This window comes from Paenibacillus sp. 2RAB27, assembly GCF_052115445.1.
GTDB lineage: Bacteria > Bacillota > Bacilli > Paenibacillales > NBRC-103111 > Paenibacillus_E.
The window spans coordinates 109,063-125,563 of sequence record NZ_JBFRGR010000008.1; the positions used below are offsets into that span (position 1 = coordinate 109,063).

The 16,501-nt window shown below is 44.9% G+C and carries 15 protein-coding genes and 2 tRNA genes; 13 read left to right on the top strand and 4 right to left on the bottom strand.

Translation table 11 applies throughout. The features are described 5' to 3' along the window. Positions 1-41: 41 nt before the first annotated feature. Genes carA through pyrE form a run of 4 tightly spaced genes read left to right on the top strand, consistent with a single transcriptional unit; the run spans position 42 to position 5,846 of the window. Complete coding sequence (gene carA / locus AB4114_RS14100; protein WP_441989018.1) at positions 42-1,214, top strand: glutamine-hydrolyzing carbamoyl-phosphate synthase small subunit; 1,173 nt, start codon at positions 42-44, stop codon at positions 1,212-1,214. After that, positions 1,201-4,410 (top strand): carbamoyl-phosphate synthase large subunit, encoded by a 3,210-nt coding sequence (carB, locus tag AB4114_RS14105; protein ID WP_441989019.1) that lies wholly within the window; start codon positions 1,201-1,203, stop codon positions 4,408-4,410. Before carA ends, carB begins: the two co-directional genes overlap by 14 nt. A 15-nt stretch (positions 4,411-4,425) precedes the next feature. After that, entirely contained in the window at positions 4,426-5,154 is a 729-nt protein-coding gene (gene pyrF / locus AB4114_RS14110) for an orotidine-5'-phosphate decarboxylase (RefSeq protein WP_441989020.1), read from the top strand. Between the two features lie 50 nt (positions 5,155-5,204). Further along, on the top strand, positions 5,205-5,846 hold the full coding sequence (gene pyrE / locus AB4114_RS14115; RefSeq protein ID WP_441989021.1) for an orotate phosphoribosyltransferase: 642 nt from the start codon (positions 5,205-5,207) through the stop codon (positions 5,844-5,846). Between the two features lie 194 nt (positions 5,847-6,040). Here pyrE and AB4114_RS14120 read toward each other — a convergent pair whose 3' ends face one another. Beyond that, on the bottom strand, positions 6,041-6,922 hold the full coding sequence (locus AB4114_RS14120; RefSeq protein WP_441989022.1) for a LysR family transcriptional regulator: 882 nt from the start codon (positions 6,920-6,922) through the stop codon (positions 6,041-6,043). Between the two features lie 112 nt (positions 6,923-7,034). Between AB4114_RS14120 and dapA the strand changes: the two genes are divergently transcribed. Both dapA and AB4114_RS14130 read left to right on the top strand, forming a co-directional pair. Then, positions 7,035-7,919 (top strand): 4-hydroxy-tetrahydrodipicolinate synthase, encoded by an 885-nt coding sequence (gene dapA, locus AB4114_RS14125; RefSeq protein WP_441989023.1) that lies wholly within the window; start codon positions 7,035-7,037, stop codon positions 7,917-7,919. Between the two features lie 21 nt (positions 7,920-7,940). Further along, positions 7,941-8,324, top strand: coding sequence for a RidA family protein (locus AB4114_RS14130; protein WP_441989024.1), 384 nt, complete (start codon positions 7,941-7,943; stop codon positions 8,322-8,324). 502 nt (positions 8,325-8,826) lie between these two features. On the opposite strand, the gene AB4114_RS14135 is transcribed toward AB4114_RS14130, so the two are convergent. Next, positions 8,827-9,330, bottom strand: coding sequence for a GNAT family N-acetyltransferase (locus tag AB4114_RS14135; RefSeq protein ID WP_441989025.1), 504 nt, complete (start codon positions 9,328-9,330; stop codon positions 8,827-8,829). Between the two features lie 24 nt (positions 9,331-9,354). Next, the gene (locus AB4114_RS14140; protein WP_441989026.1) at positions 9,355-10,749 is read right to left on the bottom strand and encodes a dipeptidase; all 1,395 of its coding nucleotides are present in this window, start codon (positions 10,747-10,749) and stop codon (positions 9,355-9,357) included. A gap of 225 nt (positions 10,750-10,974) precedes the next feature. Between AB4114_RS14140 and AB4114_RS14145 the strand changes: the two genes are divergently transcribed. From AB4114_RS14145 to AB4114_RS14155, 3 genes are all read left to right on the top strand, one after another. Continuing rightward, complete coding sequence (locus AB4114_RS14145; protein WP_167356966.1) at positions 10,975-11,139, top strand: hypothetical protein; 165 nt, start codon at positions 10,975-10,977, stop codon at positions 11,137-11,139. An 89-nt stretch (positions 11,140-11,228) separates the two neighbouring features. Beyond that, a tRNA-Met gene (locus AB4114_RS14150) sits at positions 11,229-11,305 on the top strand. Between the two features lie 10 nt (positions 11,306-11,315). Then, positions 11,316-11,389, top strand: a tRNA-Ile gene (locus tag AB4114_RS14155). A gap of 135 nt (positions 11,390-11,524) precedes the next feature. On the opposite strand, the gene AB4114_RS14160 is transcribed toward AB4114_RS14155, so the two are convergent. Further along, positions 11,525-12,130, bottom strand: a complete 606-nt coding sequence (locus tag AB4114_RS14160) for a DUF7010 family protein (RefSeq protein WP_441989027.1) — start codon at positions 12,128-12,130, stop codon at positions 11,525-11,527. A gap of 155 nt (positions 12,131-12,285) precedes the next feature. On the opposite strand from AB4114_RS14160, the gene AB4114_RS14165 reads away from it, so the two are divergent. Genes AB4114_RS14165 through AB4114_RS14180 form a run of 4 tightly spaced genes read left to right on the top strand, consistent with a single transcriptional unit; the run spans position 12,286 to position 16,501 of the window. Further along, positions 12,286-13,539: a hypothetical protein gene (locus AB4114_RS14165; RefSeq protein WP_441989028.1), complete on the top strand. Its 1,254-nt coding sequence runs from the start codon at positions 12,286-12,288 to the stop codon at positions 13,537-13,539. 60 nt (positions 13,540-13,599) lie between these two features. Then, the gene (locus AB4114_RS14170) at positions 13,600-14,325 is read left to right on the top strand and encodes an ABC transporter ATP-binding protein (protein ID WP_441989029.1); all 726 of its coding nucleotides are present in this window, start codon (positions 13,600-13,602) and stop codon (positions 14,323-14,325) included. Continuing rightward, a complete protein-coding gene (locus AB4114_RS14175; protein WP_441989030.1) occupies positions 14,312-15,064 on the top strand; it encodes an ABC transporter permease in 753 nt (250 codons plus the stop codon). The genes AB4114_RS14170 and AB4114_RS14175 overlap by 14 nt, the downstream gene beginning before the upstream one ends. Positions 15,065-15,076: 12 nt before the next feature. Then, the gene (locus AB4114_RS14180; protein ID WP_441989031.1) at positions 15,077-16,501 is read left to right on the top strand and encodes a sensor histidine kinase; all 1,425 of its coding nucleotides are present in this window, start codon (positions 15,077-15,079) and stop codon (positions 16,499-16,501) included.

The window sequence follows — 16,501 nt, forward strand, 5'->3', positions numbered from 1 at the left end:
TCGTGAGAACCGCCTGACAATAGCGAAGGAGTTGAAAGAACATGCAGGCAAGATTGTTGCTGGAAGACGGCACTCTTTTTACAGGAAAATCGTTCGGTAGTGAAGGTGAATCCGTCGGCGAGGTTGTATTCAATACAGGGATTACAGGTTATCAAGAGGTACTTTCGGATCCTTCATACTGTGGACAAATCGTAACGATGACGTATCCACTACAAGGAAACTACGGTGTGATTCGCGATGACTTCGAGTCCGTGCGTCCATTCATCCATGGTTTCGTTGTGCGTGAACATGAAGAAATCCCAAGTAACTGGAGAGCTCAGTATACACTTGGCAGCCTGTTGAAAGAATACGGCATCGTTGGGATCAGCGGTATCGACACACGCATGTTAACTCGTAAAATTCGTCACTACGGCGTAATGAAAAGCATCATCACAACGTCCAATAAATCCGTTGAAGAATTGATGGCAACTCTTAAAAACACGCCGCTTATGACGGATCAAGTTTCCCGTGTTTCCACGAAAAGTGTATTCGGTGCTCCTGGACACAAAGAACGCATTGTACTCGTTGACTTCGGTGCAAAAAGCGGAATCATTCGTGACCTTAGCAAACGCGATTGCGATGTTGTGGTTGTTCCACAGAATGCAACTGCTGAACAAATTCGTCGTTTGGCACCAGACGGTGTATTGCTTTCTAACGGCCCTGGGGATCCGAAGGATGTTCCACACGCAGTAGAAATGATCAAAGGTTTGCTCGGCGACATTCCACTGTTCGGAATTTGCTTAGGCCACCAATTGTTCGCACTAGCTTGCGGCGCGGATACAGATAAATTGAAATTCGGTCATCGCGGCGGTAACCACCCGGTTAAAGATTTGATTTCCGGTCGTTGCTACATTACATCGCAAAACCATGGCTACACCGTTAAGGAAGATTCCGTACAAGGAACGAACCTTGAAGTGACGCACATTAACAATAACGATCGCACAATCGAAGGCTTACGCCACAAGCAATATCCAGCATTCTCGGTTCAATATCACCCAGAGGCAGCACCTGGACCATTCGACTCCAGCTACCTGTTCGATGATTTCATCTCGCTGATTCGTCAGCACAAACTAGATAACCCACAGCAGCCGCGCCAAGCGCAAATGCTTGCTCAGTGGAATGCTTCCACGGCATTGACATCTGTGAAGGAGGAACTGCAATATGCCAAAAAATAATACACTCAAAAAGATTCTCGTTATCGGTTCCGGACCGATCGTTATTGGTCAAGCGGCGGAGTTCGACTACGCTGGTACGCAAGCTTGCCAAGCATTGAAAGAAGAAGGTATGGAAGTTATCCTGATCAACAGCAACCCAGCTACGATCATGACAGATACGAACATGGCTGACAAAGTATACATCGAGCCGATCACACTTGAGTTCGTTACACAAATCATTCGTCAAGAGCGTCCCGATGGTTTGCTTCCAACACTAGGTGGACAAACGGGTCTTAACATGGCCGTTGAACTTGCTCGTGCAGGCGTTCTTGAGAGCGAGAACGTTAAGCTTCTAGGAACACAACTTACAGCGATTGAGAAAGCGGAAGATCGTGACCTTTTCAGAGACTTGATGAGAGAACTCGAGCAACCAGTACCAGATAGCGTTATCGTCACAACAGTAGCACAAGCGGTTGATTTTGCTAATGAAATCGGCTTCCCGATCATCATTCGTCCTGCGTACACACTAGGTGGAACAGGCGGCGGTATTTGTAACACGATGGAAGAGTTGACGGAAATCGTTGCTTCCGGAATTCGTTACAGCCCAATCGGTCAGTGTCTCGTAGAGCGCAGTATCGCGGGTATGAAAGAAGTCGAGTACGAAGTTATGCGTGATGCGAACGACAACTGTATCGTTGTGTGTAACATGGAGAACTTTGATCCAGTTGGCGTACATACAGGCGACAGTATCGTAGTAGCTCCAAGTCAAACATTGTCGGACCGTGAGTACCAAATGCTGCGTTCCGCATCCTTGAAAATCATTCGTGCCTTGAATATCGAAGGCGGATGTAACGTTCAATACGCGCTAGACCCACATAGCTTCCAATATTATGTAATCGAAGTTAACCCGCGTGTAAGTCGCTCTTCAGCGCTTGCTTCCAAAGCAACTGGTTATCCAATTGCGAAAATGGCAGCGAAAATTGCGATTGGTTACACACTTGATGAACTGGTTAACCCTGTTACTGGACAAACGTATGCTTGCTTCGAACCAGCACTGGATTACATCGTATCCAAGATTCCACGTTGGCCGTTCGATAAGTTCACAGCAGCAAACCGTAAGCTAGGAACACAAATGAAAGCGACTGGCGAAGTTATGGCGATTGGCCGTACGTTCGAAGAGTCCATTCATAAAGCGATTCGTTCCCTAGAAATCGGTGTTCACCGCTTGTTCTTGAAAGAAACGGATTTACTAGATACAGAAACATTAGAACTTCGTTTGGTAAAACCAGACGACGAGCGTATCTTCTTACTAGCAGAAGCGTTCCGCAGAGGCTATACGGTGGAAACACTGCAAAATTTGACGAAAATTGACTGGTGGTTCTTGAACAAACTAAGTGCGCTTATCGCGTATGAAAAGGAAATTGCAGCGAAGGATTTGACAGCTGAACTTATTTTCGAAATTAAGCGTAAAGGCTTCACAGACCGTGCTGTTGCGGAAATTCGTACATTGGCAGGCTGCTCGACCTTCACGAAAGAAGCGGACGTTAGAACATTCCGTTTGCAAAACAACATCAAGCCAGTATACAAAATGGTAGATACATGTGCGGCTGAATTCGAAGCTTCCACACCGTACTACTACTCCACATACGAGCAAGAAGATGAAGTAACCGAAACGACGAAAGAAAAGGTTGTTGTTCTAGGATCTGGTCCAATCCGTATCGGTCAAGGGATCGAGTTCGATTACTCCACGGTTCACGCGGTGTGGGCGATTCAAGCGGCTGGTTATGAAGCGGTTATTATCAACAATAATCCAGAAACAGTTTCAACAGACTTTAACACTTCAGATCGCTTGTACTTCGAGCCATTGTTCTTCGAAGATGTTATGAACGTAATTGAGCGTGAGCAACCAATCGGCGTAATCGTTCAATTCGGTGGTCAAACGGCTATCAACTTGGCTGCACCTCTACACAAAGCTGGCGTACGCATCCTAGGTTCTGACCTAGAAAGTATCGATACAGCGGAAGATCGCAAGAAATTCGAAGCTTTGCTTAGCAAAATTTCAGTAGCTCAACCTCCAGGAGGCACAGTTACATCGGTCGATCAAGCAGTTGGTACAGCAGCGAAATTCGGTTATCCGGTTATCGTTCGTCCTTCCTACGTACTAGGTGGGCGCGCGATGGAAATCGTCTACTCCGATGAAGAGCTTCTTAGCTACATGGAATATGCAGTGAAAATCAACCCTGAGCATCCGGTTCTAATCGACCGTTACATGCTGGGTAAAGAGGTAGAGGTTGACGCGATCTGTGATAGAGAAACGGTTCTGATCCCAGGCATCATGGAACACGTGGAACGCGCAGGGGTTCACTCCGGTGACTCGATCGCTGTGTATCCGCCACAATCCATTTCAGAAGAGATTAAGCAACAAATTATCGATATCACGACGAAAATCGCCTTAGAGTTGAACGTAATTGGTCTAGTAAACATCCAGTTCGTTATTCATAACGATCAAGTGTATGTGATCGAGGTTAACCYGCGTTCTTCCAGAACAGTACCTTTCTTAAGCAAAGTGACAAACATCCCGATGGCGAATGTGGCAACACGTGTAATCATGGGGCAAACACTTGCAGATATGGGTTACCAAGGTGGTCTATGGCCAGAAGATAAATACGTTTCTGTCAAAGTTCCGGTATTCTCCTTCGCGAAGCTACGCCGCGTAGATACAACACTCGGGCCTGAAATGAAGTCCACTGGTGAGGTTATGGGTCGTGATGTGAACTTTGCAAAAGCCCTGTACAAAGGTCTCATCGGTGCTGGTATGAAGATCCCTGCTGCAGGTTCCGTCGTGGTCACCGTAGCGGATAAAGATAAAGACGAAGCGATTGAAATCTTGAAAGGCTTCTATCGCCTAGGTTACAAAATCATTGCAACAGGTGGAACTGCCGAGGCAATTGCACAAGCAGGTCTTCCAGTTACAACGGTCAACAAGCTTAGTGAAGGTTCACCAAACATTCTTGACCTCATCCGCAGCGGTGATGCTCAGTTCGTCGTGAACACATTGACTAAGGGCAAAACGCCTGAGCGTGACGGCTTCCGCATTCGTCGTGAAGCAGTAGAGAACGGTGTAGTATGTATGACATCGCTCGATACTGTAAGAGCGCTAGTGAATATGCTTGAAGCTATCAACTTCTCCTCACGTGCAATGCCAATACATGTCTAAAGGATGGTGCCAAACATGAGTACGTTAACTCGCAACGATGTTACCGGACGCATCATGGTCGCCTTGGACTACGCGAACGCGGAAAGTGCTGAAGGGCTGCTTAAGCAGCTCGAAGGCATTCCGTGTTATGTAAAGGTAGGAATGCAGCTGTTTTATGCTGCAGGTCCTACCTTTGTCGCGAGTCTGAAGGATCGCGGCTATAAGGTGTTCCTCGACGTGAAAATGCATGACATTCCGAACACGGTCAAGGGCGGCGCGGAGAGCGTGACGCGCCTTGGGGTTGATGTGTTCAATGTGCATGCAGCCGGAGGCAAGTACATGATGGAGGCTGCCTTGGAGGGTGTCGACAAGGGGCTAGCTGTAGGGGCAGCACGCCCGATTGTCATCGGCGTGACGCAATTGACCAGCACCTCGCAGCAGGTGCTGAATGACGAGATCGGCCTTGCCGGTACAACCGAGCAGGCCGTCATTCGGTACGCCCGCTTGGCGCATGCCGCGGGGCTTAACGGGGTTGTCGCGTCACCGCTTGAGGTGACAGCGATTAAGGCGGCTTGCGGTGACGGCTTCGTCACCGTGACGCCAGGCATCCGCCCGGCGGGGGCCGACATCGGCGACCAGTCGCGCATTATGACGCCGGCTGAGGCGTTCGCGCAGGGGACGGACTATGTCGTGATCGGGCGACCGATCACAGGCGCAGCGGACCCAAGAGCAGCAATTGAAGCGATTATCGATTCAATCGTGTAGGTTGTAGTTTCACTTAAATCKATCTAAAACTTGAAAGGAACGGTGAGCGTATGAGTAAGCTTGAAACAATCGCACAGCATATTGCAGCGTCGTTATTAGATATTGAAGCCGTGGCTCTTCGTCCACAGCAACCTTTTACATGGACATCGGGATTGAAATCTCCGATTTATTGCGATAATCGTTTGACCATGTCACACCCTGCGATCCGTGATGCGATTGCCGATGGCTTCGTGGCCTTGATCAAGGAGAAATTTCCTGAAGCTGAGGTTGTGGCAGGAACAGCGACAGCTGGAATCCCTCATGCAGCATGGGTAGCTCAGAAGCTTGGTCTTCCGATGATCTACATTCGCGATAAAGCGAAAGGACATGGCAAGGAGAACCTGATTGAAGGTACTGTGAAACCAGGTCAAAAAGTCATCGTCATTGAAGATTTAATTTCCACAGGAGGCAGCTCGTTGAAAGCGGCGGTTGCCGTGAAAGATGCGGGAGCTGAAGCACTTGGCGTACTAGCGATTTTCTCCTATCAGCTGGATAAAGCAACAGACGCATTCGCGGCGGCAGAAATGCCACTTCACACACTTTCTAACTACTCAACCTTGCTTGAGGTAGCTTTGGAAAAAGGGAAGATCCAACAAACAGATATGGAACTTCTACGTTCTTGGAGAGTCAATCCATCCGCTTACGGCGTATAATTGATTGCTTCTGTGACGGAAATTGACGAACGGTGTAGGATTCCTCTATACTTGAGTGGTCTTGCAACAGACAACAAGATTCTGCGTATACCAGCAGGTTACCGTTCGATCGGCGCCACACTGGGGTGCAACTCTTGAATTTAACTTTCAATTCGAAGAAGCTCTACCTTTTCGCAAAGGTGAGCTTCTTTTTTTCATTCCGCGGGTTGGTTAGTCAACAATTGAATAAACGCTTGTAAGGGTTGGGACATCCATTTTTTCGGATGCAGCACTAGCTGTAGGTCCATTGATAGTTGGTTATGTGTAAAAGGAAGCTGGGCAAGCTTGCCGATTGTCAACTCATTCGCTACCGTGATCCGAGGTAACAAGGCGATGCCTAAGCCGCTCATCACACATTGTTTGATGGCTTCAACATTGCCTAACTCGAAACCGATCTGTAAGGCGACGGCATTGTCTTTAAGTAATCTTTCAAACTTCCCTCGATAGATACATCCTTCTTCGGTGACGATAAATTCCGTGTTCCCTAGGTCGGCAAGCTGAATATCGGATTGTTGCGTTAAAGGGTGATCTAAGGGTGCAACGAAGACGAGTTGTTCTTCTCGGACACTCGTGCAAGAGAGAGTGGGATCTGCCGGATATTGATCTAATAGAAGGCCAATATCATAATCTCCTTCTTTGACCTTGGTGAGAATGGAGGCTTCGCTGTCAGGATAAAGCTGGATATTTAATCCTGGATACAGCTGTTTAAGCTTATGTAAAAAAGGTGGCAGATAATAGGCTGCTAATGAATTGATCGTACCGATGGTCAACGTTCCACTAACTTGATTGGCTATCATTTCCTTGGATTGATCATAGAGCTCTAACAATTGTTGCGTTATCACAAGTAAGCTTTCTCCAGGTGGAGTCAGACGTAATTGTCGGCCGTACCTTTCAAATAAAGGGACTCCGTATTCACGTTCCAACTTTTGAATTTGCATCGTAATGCTCGATTGAGCATAGCCTAGTTCTTCTGCGGCACGTGTGAAGCTTTTCCTACGGGCAACCTCCCGAAAGGTGCGGAAATACGTTAGATCCATATATAGCCTCGCTTTATTATCAATATTTTTGATGAGTTCTATCATTTATTATAGCTAACTGTGATGAAGAGTTCCATGCTAAAGTAAATGTACAAACAAACGAGACTGGGAGATGGTTATTTTGCTAAAAGAACAAGACCTACAGGGGTTATATGTACCCATCGTCACACCTTTTGATGAAGAGTTTGAAGTGGATGCTGCATCCTTTTATAATCAGGCTTATAACTTGTTTCAAGATGAAATAGATGGATTAGTTGTCAATGGAACGACAGGAGAATCGCCAACGATCACGAAAGACGAGCTTGGGGTGTTGTTTGCTACAGCTCAAGCCGCTCGCGACGCTGCTCACGTAGATGTGCCTTTAGTCGTAGGAACAGGTACGAATGATACGCGTTCAACTGTCCGCCAAACAGCAGAAGCAGGCAAACTTGGTGCAGAAGCTGCATTAGTTGTAGTTCCCTATTATAACAAACCAAGTCAGCAGGGGATCATTGAACATTTTCGCCAGGTGGCGGTGGTTGGTGTGCCGGTGATCTTGTATGATGTGCCGCATCGCACAGGTGTGACGCTTGAGTTGGACACGGTTCGAGCCATCCTTGATCTCGACGGCGTCATCGGGATGAAGGACAGTACGCCTAACACTGGGCTGGTCACAGAATTGACTAGACTGGGCTCTAAACCAGTTCTGTGTGGCGAGGATACGTTGCTGTATGCAGCACTGCAGTCCGGCGCTAAAGGGGTTATGAGTGCTTCAGCAAATGTGGAGACGGAGAGGTTTGTTTCTTTTATCCGCAGCTTTGTTAGCGGGGCACATGAGAACAGCCGGCGAGAGTTCGAGRAGCTGCTTCCACTTATTCGTCTTCTATTTCAAGAGCCGAATCCTGCTCCGATCAAATGGCTGCTACACCAACAAGGCGTCATCGGATCAGGCGCATTACGATTGCCGTTATTGCCGGTGACAGAAGGATTACAAGCGAGATTAGCAGCATATTTGTAAAAAGAAAGGAGCGATCGTGTAATGAATCGAACAAGAGTGTTTACGGGCTCACCTTGGGAGCCGGTGGTTGGCTATTGTCGAGCCATTCGTGTAGGTGACCGAATCGAGGTTGCTGGGACGACAGCGATGAAAGACGGCGAGGTTGTTGGCGTGGGCAACGCTTACGAGCAAACGCGGTTCATCCTTCAAACGATTGAACAGGTGCTTCTAGAGCTCGGTGCACAGTTATCTGATGTCGTGCGAACTCGTATGTTCGTGACGGATATTTCGTTATGGGAAGCGTTCGGCAAGGCGCATGGGGAATATTTCCGTGACGTGCAGCCTGTTGCGACAATGGTTGAAGTGAAGGCGCTGATCGACCCGCGATTGCTGATTGAGATAGAGGTAGAAGCGATTGTGTTGTAGGATGAGTAGATAGACGCAGTGTGTGATCAATGAATGAATGGTGAGTAGAGTAGAGTAGAGTAGAGTAGAGTAGAGTAGAGTAGAGTAGAGTAGAGTTGTGTATTGTGTATTGTGTTTGGAAAGTAGTATGTAGCGAATAGCGAATAGATGGATTTTCTCCATCTAATAACGCAGATTACTGGTGTTTTTATTGAATAGATGGAAAATGTGCAGCTAATTTCTGTTGGTTTGAACAATATCCTCCGATTCATCTGGATTAGCTGTAGAAAATCCATTTATTTCAAATTTGGAGGCAAAACAGCTCGATTTAGCTGCATTTTTTCCATTTAAATGAAAGTGGAACCTCAGAAATCTCATTTGTTACCCAAACGATCAACAAAAAAAGCGCCACAACTCGCAAGCTACGCGAAATTGATTTCGCGAGCAGGAGGAGTAGCGCTTTTTATTTTACGGATTTGACAGCCACTGTCGTGTGGCAGGCACCGCGTGGAACGAGTATCGACTACCCAACACGTTTGCCCAGAATGATCAGATCCCGCTCAACGCCATCTAACTCAGCGACGCCTGGCAGATGCGCCCAATTCGTGAATCCGAATTTGCGGAAAAGCTGCAGACTCGGCTCATTGTGCCCAAATATAAAACCTAACAAAGATTTGAGCCCCAGCTTGGGACTAGCTTCAAGTGCTTGTTCCATCAAGTATCGACCGATGCCCTGGCCCCGATAGGTTTCATCCACGTAAATACTAACTTCGGCTGTTGCGTTATAGGCGGGACGCCCATAGAAAGATTGAAAACTCAGCCAGCCACATATCCCGTTCTCATTTTCAAGCACCCAAAGTGGACGGAAGTCAGAAGAATGTTCGTGAAACCAGCGCTCCCGTGAAGCTGTTGTAACGGGTTCTGTATCGGCCGTAACCATGCGTCCTGCAATCGTGGAATTGTAAATACGTACGATTTCTGCTAAATCTTCTATTTGTGCATCACGCAAGTGTAGTGGATTCCCCATAGATGTTACTCCTTTTACCCTAGCTTAGTTAGATTCTAAAGTAGGCGCTGCCAATGCTGCTAGCTTCAACCAGTAACGACTTATCGTCTCTGTCCCATTGTCCCAATTCATCAAATGGAAATGCTCATTCGGAGCATGAAGATTTTCCCCAGGTAGCCCAAAGCCCATAAGCACCACAGGTGCATCTAGGACGCGACCTAACACTTCGACAATCGGTATCGACCCTCCGCTACGTGTATAGACAGGCCACTCACCGAAAGTTTCTTCATAGGCTTCTGCCGCCGCAACCATAACGGGTTCATCAATCGGTGTAATGAATGGATTCCCTCGCAATTGGCGATCTAACGAAACGGATACACCTGGAAGAGATTGTGTATGAATATGAGTCTCGACTAAATCCATGATTTCTTCAGGGACCTGCGCAGCGACGAGACGACATGCAATTTTGGCAGTAGCGCGATTTGGAATGATGGGTTTAATCCCCTCACCTTGGAAGCCGCCACTAACTGACGTGATCTCAAGCGTAGGACGGGACGTCGTTTGTTCATAAAAGGAGAAACCTTTCTCCCCATAGAGCTCCGTGACGTTCAAATTCGTGCGAACCTTGTTTTCATCCGGCTCCACTTTCTTGAAGGCTTCGCGCTCTTTGTCTGAAAGTTCGATAACACGATCGTAGAACCCTTGTACAGCAACACGGCCATTTTCGTCATGGAAAGAGCTGAGCAGCTTAGTCATTGCGTGAATCGGATTCTGTACCGCACCGCCAAAAAGACCCGAATGCAGATCACTATTGGCACCATCCAGCGTGATTTCGAAACCCGCAAGACCGCGAAGTCCATACATCAGAGCTGGTTTACCAGGACCGTGCATTTGTGTATCAGAGAGTACGATGGAATCAGCTTGCAATTTCGCAGCATGTTCTTCAACAAAGGCAGGGAGATTCTTACTAGCAATTTCCTCTTCACCCTCGATGCAGAATTTCACGTTAACCGGAAGTGAACCCTGCGTTTGTAGAAAGGCTTCAACAACCTTCACATAAAGCAACAGTTGGCCTTTGTCATCCGTACTACCGCGACTGAACAGCTTATTATCACGGATTACGGGTTCAAAAGGAGGTGTTTCCCACAATTCTAATGGCTCAGCAGGTTGCACATCATAATGACCATAAATCAGCACCGTCGGTTTGCCGGGGGCATGTAACCAATCGGCATAAACGACAGGGTGGCCTTTCGTAGGCATAATTTCAATGTTTTCAAGTCCAGCCTTTTGTAGAGATTGAGCCGTCCACTCCGCGCATTTCAGCATATCCGGTTGGTGCTGTGCAACTGCACTTATGCTAGGAATTCGCAAGAATGCCATCAGTTCGTTTATATGTTCATCCCTATGCGTGAGTAGGTAGCTTTTGATTGTTTCGATCATGGGTGTTTTCTCCTTTTTGTATTGCCAAAATAGTCTACATCACTTAACTTCCCCAAAAACAGGGAAAATCCTGCTATGCCTGTAAACCGTCACATTTTATTTGTCATACGGTCAAATAGAACGGCTTTTTCCATATTCGAGCGTAGGCGAATACAGCCTGCTAATAAGAGAACCTTTTTATGGATAAGCTAAATGTAACGATCTGACTATCATGGAGGGATACGCATGAACTGGATATATTGGGCCAAATTATACGATTCGAAGTTTCAAGCGGGTTGTTTAGCGAAACGTATGGAAGAAGATTGGTGGATCTATGGGTATGAGTGCCCGCAGGAAGTTGAGGTTTATAAGTCGAAGAAAGGACGCTTTGGCGTCAGATACAACACATAAATGCTTCCATTATGCATAAAATTAACGCTTGACTAAGCCATCTCCGTTGGTGTATATTTATTTTTGTCGCTGTTGAGCGGCATACATGACGCGGGGTGGAGCAGCTCGGTAGCTCGTCGGGCTCATAACCCGAAGGCCGCAGGTTCAAATCCTGCCCCCGCAACCAAATTTCATTTGGGCCTATAGCTCAGTTGGTTAGAGCGGTCGGCTCATAACCGATTGGTCGGGGGTTCGAGTCCCTCTGGGCCCATAGCACGGAAACCCTTGTAAATAAGGGTTTTTATTTATTTTAGAGACAAAGCAAGCCTCTCGTTCTCATCAGTACAGATGGAAACRAGGGGCTTGCTTTCTGTTTGTGAACGTCTGTGCACTTTACTTTAAATTATTATTGTTTTAACTGTTTCAGCATGGTCCCCCAGATTCTCAATCCCGTCACCCATAGCGTCACGGCTGAGCCGAAACCGATAAACGTAGACATCATAATGATAGACACATTGCCGAACGTAGCGTTGATGGGTAAAAACAATGAAATGATGCCTAGCATACACATGACAATACCCGTACCATAATAAAATTTTTCTCGAAATAATGTAGCTAGAGGAAAGAAATGAATGCCAACAATCATCGCCATGACAGGGAAAAAGACTTCAAAATGATCAAGCGTATTGCAAATGACACTGGCAAGAAAGATCGCAACACCTTCCAATCCAAATATCAAACCGAATTTTCGATTTATTCGTTTCGTGTCTTCTTTTTCTTTCGGTGTAATAGCATGATTCATGCTTCTAGATTTACCGAAAAGTGAAATGGCTCCGCTCAGTAAGATAATTGTTACAATAGTTGAAAGTACAAGTGGCCATGGAGCTCCAAGTTGATGTGACCCAACAATACCAATGGATGCCCAGAGCGCGCCAAAAAATGTCATGAACATGATGCCATTGGCAGCTCCTAGGACAGCTGATTTAGACGGTTTTACAAATTCACTCATCATTCATCATACTCCAATCTTATAAATTTAGTTTCTACGCAGTCATGGAAAGAGTTAATACTTTGTTAATAATCCATTTAGATGGATTCAATAAGCGTATATTAAAATAACTAGTAAGGAAACGTTTCCCGCAAATTGTTTTAAAAAGGAGAAGAGAAATGAAACTTAGCAAAAAATCAATTACAGTACTTTCTTTCACAGTTGGAGCTTGTTTATTTGTATCTACCGCTTTCGCTGATGCGATGCTTGGATCCGGGTACGACCGGCTGAAGGGTTCAGTCAAAAATACGGCTTCTATGATGGAAAGTGGTTTAAACAATTATACGGTTGAGATGCTGTATACATTGAAAGATAATGATCAAATTTTGCTTCAATCGTCTAATTTCCAGAAAATGGATACAGTGAACCAAGTAAAAGAGAATAACGAGGTAACGAAAAACGCCAAAGGTGAAACGACCTCCAGATATACGTATGCTGACAAGAAACAATCCATTGACAAAAACGAATTGGACAATACATATTATGTATTTGACTATTCGGATGAGATGAACCGAAACCGTAAAGGGCCAGCCGAATTCCATAATCCTTTTAAAGAAAAGGGAGCAACAGAGGTTGAGAAAATCGTTGATGCAGTAGTTGGCTCATTGAAAGATTATGTACAAGTTGAAGAAGGAGCAGACGGCGGTAAAGTGTTCTCCGGAAGTTTGTCGGAGGCACAAGTACCGGCCATCGTGAATGCAGTCTCCTCCTTCGGTATCAAGCAAATGCTGGATAATGAAAGAGATTTACCAGACATAGAGAGCGATATTTTCGTGAAAAAGGTTGTAGGTTCGGCGAATGAGAACAAAGGTGGCTATCTAGAAAATCTGACGGGTGAGATTACGCTGTCCGGAAAAGATAAAAATGGGGTTCAGCATGACTTAAACCTCAATGTCATGTTAAAGATTTCTAATATTGGCAGTACGAAGATTACCAAGCCTGATCTAACCACGGCTAAGGTTGAGAAGGTTAGTCATAATGGCGGATTCAGTTCTAAATATGTGGGAACCTATCAAAATGATATTATTATGGACAAAGACGGTAAGTTCATGAAGATTGGTGAGAGAACAGTTAAAATAACAAGTGTAGATGGAGATAAAGTAACAGGAACGTATTCCGAAACCGTAATTCCTGGTTTTGAGAGTCAGTATCCAAACAAAGATGTATTCAATTTCGAATTCAACATGGCGACATCTCCGATGTTTACTTACACAGATTCGAAGGGTGAACAAAAGCAAGGTATGGTTCATCCCAACCAAACAGGTAAAATTTATTTTGATATGAATCTAGAGATGAGCGATAAAAATGCTTACAAACAAAGCAATAGCATGAAGCCTTTTTATGATGGCGAATTTAGCCGCGTATTTGAATAGAAATGATTCTCAGGAGGCGGCGTATAGCGGCTTCCTGAGATTTTTTAGGGAGATGATGAATTGTCAGTCAAGGCGATTGAAATAACGGGCTTAACGAAGTCATTTACGAATGGCCGAGGAATCAGCGATTTAAATCTAGAGGTAGATCAAGGGGATATATTCGGTTTTCTTGGACCTAATGGTGCTGGGAAGACGACTGCGATGAAGATGATTACAGGACTTATGAAGCCCGATCAAGGCGATGTGAAGATTTTCGGAGCGAGCGTGGCAGAAGACTATGTCAATGCTATGAAACATGTTGGCTGTATCATTGAAACAGCGGAATCGTATCCCTATTTGACGGCCAATGAAAACTTGAGACTGTTTGCAAGATTTTATCCTGACATCGATCAGCGAAGAATTGACGAATGTCTTGAAATCACAGGAATGCTGAAATATAAAAATGAGAAATCACAAAAATTTTCGCTCGGGATGAAACAAAGACTGGGGATAGCGGCAGCGATTCTATCGAGACCGAAACTGTTAATTTTGGACGAGCCTCTCAACGGACTGGATGTGGAAGGGATGTTGGAGATGAGGAAGTTGATCAAACAGCTGTCCCAGGAAGGCACGACTTTCTTTATATCCAGCCACTTGATTCACGACGTGGAATTAACGTGTTCGAGGATCGGGATTATTTATGGAGGCAAGTTGGTTAACGTCGATTATACCCAAAATATTCTGTCATTTTATTCGTCGCTTGAGAATTATTTTGTTAGTGAGGTGGACAGGAATGGTAGGCTTTAAAGCTGCATTTATGAATGAATCTGTGAAGCTGCTTAAAAAGAAAAAAATCATGGCAGCTGCGATACTATCCATTCTTGCCGTAGTGATCGGTCAAATTGCGGTAACAACGATTAAGCATGGCCTTGGATTGAGAGTTGTAGGGAGTGTTGAATTTCCTATAGCTGTACTGACGTTTATTGCCTATACGCTATTACCGTTATTTGCAATATTTGTAGCGATTGATATGTTTAATGGCGAATCCTCATCGAACACGATGAAAATAACTCTTCTAAGACCAGTGTCCAGATTCGGCGTATTTAGCGCAAAAGTTTTGAATTTAGCGCTGTTTATTGCTGGCAACTTGTTGTTTATTATGGTCCTTTCGCTAATAGCTGGGTTTATATTCAACCCTTCGTCCGCCAGTTTGGTTGGAATCGTAAAGGTACTAGTGTCATATGGTTTAACGTTTTTCCCTGTATTTGTGTTTGCGCTTATCGTCGTGTTGTTATCCAATCTAATTCAGGGAGGGCTAGCCGTATTTTTTCTGTCCATACTTGTGTTTATTGGCTTTAATTTCCTAGGCATTGTATTCTCTTCCTATTCGAGTTTTTTTATCACGTCAATGTTTGACTGGTATACCCTTTGGATATCTGAATCCATCAATATCTTCAAAATAAGCCGCCAGATTCTAATTATGCTCGGTTGTGGTATCATGTTATTTACTACGGKGTATTACTTGTTTGACAGAAAGGACATATAGAAAGGAATCTACATGCACTTAACAAAACGTTTTTTCACGATGAATACGCTAGCTGTGCTGTTTTCCATTGGTTTGACGATCTTGGCTGTCATTATTTTTGTTGCTACGTATACGAAAGTTTTGGGCCGTGAAGCCGGTATAGAGCAGTTTCAACGAGCGTTTGAGGTTCGTGCAGCCATCAGTGAGATTAAAAAAGAAGCGCTGACCCTAGGGTTCGAGGGACTCCTTGATAAGACCTATCAACAAGACCTCACTGATCGTGTGAAGGTTTTGAATGCTAGTGCGATCCTAATTGTGGGTAGAGAGGTAATGTTCGCCACGCAGCATTTTAATAAAATAGATATCGAGAAAAGTTTAATGCTGTCCAGTGAGTCTAATCGCAATGAAATCGAGCTTGATGGCCGAACGTATTTGTTTAACCGAGCGGATTTCAAACTGTCATCTGGTGATTCCGGTATTCTGCTGCTGCTTGCGCCAATCAAGGTGAATACAAAGGTATATTGGATGCTTGGCATCTTTACGATTAGTTTTTTCACAGTTGTATTTTTGCTGATGAATGCTTGGATTTCCTATAAATTCTCACGAAGTATTATTATTCCGATCTCCAGATTGAAAGATGCCGCGGTCAAAATTAGGGAAGGCGATCTAAGCGGCGAGATTTCCGAGGATGGCGAGGGCGAAATTCGGGAATTAGGGATAACCTTGGAGTTAATGCGAATCAAACTGAAGGAATCTGTGTATTTACAGCAAAAATATGATGATAATCGAAAGTTTCTAGTTTCAAGTATTTCACATGACTTAAAGACGCCTGTGACTTCCATTAAAGGCTATATCGAAGGTATTATTGATGGCGTAGCTAAGACGCCTGAGAAGATGGAGGAGTATCTGGAAACCGCCCGTTCCAAGGCTATTTTGGTCAATGCGATGATTGATGATCTTCTCTTATATTCCAAACTCGATTTGAATCAGCTTCCTTACCATTTTGAGAAGAGCGATTTGACCAGTTATTTCGAGGATTGTGTTGCTGATCATAAATATGAATGTGAGAAGGCAAATGTAGCCATAGCCTTAATAAATGAATTAAAAGAGCCTGTCAAAGTATTAATTGATGGCGAAAGATTAAAGAGGGTCGTGCAAAACATCATTGACAATGCCATGACGTATGCCGGAAAAGCAAATGGCAAGATTGACATCATACTAAGGGAAACTAGAACATCTGCGATTATTGAAATTAAAGATAACGGAAATGGTATACCCGAGGACAAGCTTCCATTTATATTTGAACGATTTTATCAGGTAGATCCTTCAAGAAAGAATGGAAGTGGACTGGGTCTAGCTATAGCTAAGCAAATTATTGAAGGGCACGACGGGAAAATATGGGCAAAGAGCGCCGTAGGTGAGGGAACTGGGATTATGATATCACTTAAAAAGTTCTAA